Source organism: Mesorhizobium sp. M2A.F.Ca.ET.042.01.1.1 (genome assembly GCF_003997405.1).
GTDB lineage: Bacteria > Pseudomonadota > Alphaproteobacteria > Rhizobiales > Rhizobiaceae > Mesorhizobium.
The window spans coordinates 1-2,721 of record NZ_RZRX01000445.1; the positions used below are offsets into that span (position 1 = coordinate 1).

The window sequence follows — 2,721 nt, forward strand, 5'->3', positions numbered from 1 at the left end:
AGCTTCTGGAGCGTCGGCCGATCTGGCAAGCTTCTTGCGAGGCTCACCGCCGGCGACGGCTACCAGCTCCGCAAGCGGTTGGTTCCGCTCGTCGAACTGCTCAATGGACGGGCGGGCCTGCCTAAATTGTGGTCACTCTGATCTGAAATACCGGGACATTGCATGAATCTTACGCCGCGTGAAAAAGACAAGCTGCTGATCGCCATGGCGGCGATGGTGGCGCGCAAGCGCCTGGAGCGTGGCGTCAAGCTCAACCATCCCGAAGCCATCGCCCTGATCACCGACTTCGTCGTCGAAGGCGCCCGCGACGGCCGTCCCGTCGCGGAACTCATGGAGGCCGGCGCCCATGTCGTCTCCCGCGCCCAGGTCATGGACGGCATCGCCGAGATGATCCACGACGTTCAGGTCGAGGCGACGTTTCCCGACGGCACCAAGCTGGTGACCGTGCACGAGCCGATCAGGTAAGGGCCGATCCGGTGAGGAGGAAGACCGATGCTGGAGCTTAGGCCAAATTGCGAGTGCTGCGACAAGGATCTGCCGCCGGAGGCGACGGATGCGCTGATCTGCACCTTCGAATGCACCTTCTGCGCCGACTGCGTGGACAATGTGCTGGGCGGCGTCTGCCCCAATTGCGGCGGCAATTTCGCGCCGCGGCCAATCCGGCCGGCAGGCAAGCTGACGAAATATCCGCCGTCGACCAGGCGCGTGCTCAAGGCCGAAGGCTGCGGCCCGCGCAAGGCCGCTTAACCAGGTCAATTGGAAAGGGCAGAAAGATGATCCTCGCCTCGACGAAACGCAACACGCTCGCCGTCGTCCTGCTGCTGGCGGCGGCGATGCCCGCTTACGCCCATGTCGGCGCAGGCTCCACCTCTTCCTTCGCCGCCGGCTTCGCGCATCCGCTGTCCGGCCTCGACCACATGACGGCCATGGTCGCCGTCGGCCTGTGGGCGGCGATGAAGGGCGGCAAGGCGCTCTGGGCCTGGCCGCTTGCCTTCCTCGGCGTGATGCTGGTCGGCGGCGCGCTCGGCATGCTGCATGTGCCGGTGCCTTTCGTCGAGCCGGGCATCCTCGCTTCCGTCGTGGCGCTCGGCTTGCTGGTGGCGCTGGCGATCGACCTGCCGGTCTCGGCCGGGGTCGCCATCATCGGCCTGTTCGCTCTCTTCCACGGTCACGCCCATGGGGCCGAGGTGCCGGAAAACGCTGCCGGCCTCGAATATATGGCTGGCTTTGCCGCCGCCACCGCGCTGCTCCACGGTGTCGGCATGGCGGCCGGCCTTCGGCTTGGGTGGCGCTTCCGCGGCCTGGCGCGCGCCGCCGGCGCCGCTTGTGCGGCGATCGGCGTCGGCCTTTCCTTCGGCATGGTGTGAGGGCGCGATGATCCCCGGTGAAGTTATCGCGGCCAAAGGCGAGATCGACCTCAATAAGGGCCGGCCGACCGTCACCCTCAAGGTCGCCAACAGCGGCGATCGGCCGATCCAGGTCGGCAGCCATTATCATTTCTTCGAGACCAATGAGGGCCTGAAATTCGACCGCGAGCGCGCGCGCGGCATGCGGCTGGACATTGCCGCCGGCACCGCCATGCGCTTCGAGCCGGGCCAGGAACGCGACGTCACGCTGGTGCCACTGGGGGGAAAACGCGAGGTCTATGGCTTTCAGCAGAAGGTGATGGGCAAGCTGTGAGGTCCGCCGCCGCGCTCAAATCACTTCGGGGGCTTGGCGGCCGCGTAGATGACGACCTGCCCCGGATTGTCGAACTCCACGGCGAGCACGTCCTCGGCCTGCACGCGCCGCGAATCGATCGCGTTGAAGATGAGCGCATTCGCCTCGATCTCCTGACGCAGCTCGGCGACATCGTCCTGATGCTGCTTCATTTTGTTCTCGATGGCCGGCGGCGGCCCGCCTTCGCTGCGCGCCGCATCGGTCAGGAACACGATGTCGACCCTGTCGAGCTTGGTGGTCTTGCGCACCGTGCCGATATTGTCGCGGGTCTGGTCGATGGCGGTGATGACTTTCCCGGCCTCCGTCCTGGAGAGCGCCTCTTCCTGGCGGACATCGGAATCGACAATCCCGGCGGCAGGCTTGTCGCTGCCCAACGGCTGCGCAGCGGACGCCGCGACCGCGAAAAGCGAGGCGGCAACCACGGGACTCCATCTTGCAAAACGCCGGCCATTCGCCATCGCTCGCTCCTGATTGACCTCGTGACGGGGCGAAAACAGCGAAACGGTCCGGCCTGGCCGCAGGTTCCCTTCGAAGGCCTGACGGCGGACCGCGAGGCGGCCCGCATTCCCTTCAAAATATGGTTGGCGGACCACAAGGCGGCCCGCATTCTTTTCAAAATATGGGCGGCGGACCGCAAGACGGTCCGCATTCTTTTCAAAGTATGGGCGGCGGACCGCAAGACGGTCCGCCGGGGCGCGCGATCAGCTCGCTTTCTTGGTGATCAGCGTCAGCGCGCCATTGGGCTGCATGCTGGCGGCAATCACCTGCGCCGAGCTCATGCCCTTGGCTTCGAGCGCGGATTTCACCTTGGGCGTCGCGTCGATCGACTTGCGCAAGGTCTGCAGGCCGGCGTCGCCGCGCTGCGCCACGATCTGGTTGACCTGCGTCTGCGCGTCCTTGGGCAGTTCGGTGATGTCGACGACGTTGACGCTCTGGATCGCCGGCGCCGCGGACTGGACTTTCGGCGCGGCGGGGGCGGTCGGGGCCGGGCTGGGGTGTTGC

6 protein-coding genes and 1 pseudogene are annotated in these 2,721 nt (G+C 66.2%); 5 read left to right on the forward strand and 2 right to left on the reverse strand.

The features are described from left to right. The 5 genes and pseudogenes from EOA23_RS36765 to EOA23_RS33390 all read left to right on the forward strand — a co-directional run. Positions 1-141: pseudogene (locus EOA23_RS36765) on the forward strand (urease accessory protein UreD); the annotation flags it as partial. A gap of 21 nt (positions 142-162) precedes the next feature. Beyond that, on the forward strand, positions 163-465 hold the full coding sequence (locus tag EOA23_RS33375) for an urease subunit gamma (RefSeq protein ID WP_040986969.1): 303 nt from the start codon (positions 163-165) through the stop codon (positions 463-465). Positions 466-492: 27 nt separating this feature from the next. Then, positions 493-747 (forward strand): DUF1272 domain-containing protein, encoded by a 255-nt coding sequence (locus EOA23_RS33380; RefSeq protein WP_126063249.1) that lies wholly within the window; start codon positions 493-495, stop codon positions 745-747. A gap of 26 nt (positions 748-773) precedes the next feature. Continuing rightward, complete coding sequence (locus tag EOA23_RS33385) at positions 774-1,367, forward strand: HupE/UreJ family protein (RefSeq protein ID WP_127307190.1); 594 nt, start codon at positions 774-776, stop codon at positions 1,365-1,367. Positions 1,368-1,374: 7 nt separating this feature from the next. After that, positions 1,375-1,680: an urease subunit beta gene (locus tag EOA23_RS33390; protein WP_126080012.1), complete on the forward strand. Its 306-nt coding sequence runs from the start codon at positions 1,375-1,377 to the stop codon at positions 1,678-1,680. 20 nt (positions 1,681-1,700) lie between these two features. On the opposite strand, the gene EOA23_RS33395 is transcribed toward EOA23_RS33390, so the two are convergent. Next, on the reverse strand, positions 1,701-2,177 hold the full coding sequence (locus EOA23_RS33395) for a hypothetical protein (RefSeq protein WP_127307191.1): 477 nt from the start codon (positions 2,175-2,177) through the stop codon (positions 1,701-1,703). A 243-nt stretch (positions 2,178-2,420) separates the two neighbouring features. Next, on the reverse strand, positions 2,421-2,721 hold a 301-nt coding region (locus tag EOA23_RS33400; protein ID WP_127307192.1), incomplete at its 5' end, for a hypothetical protein.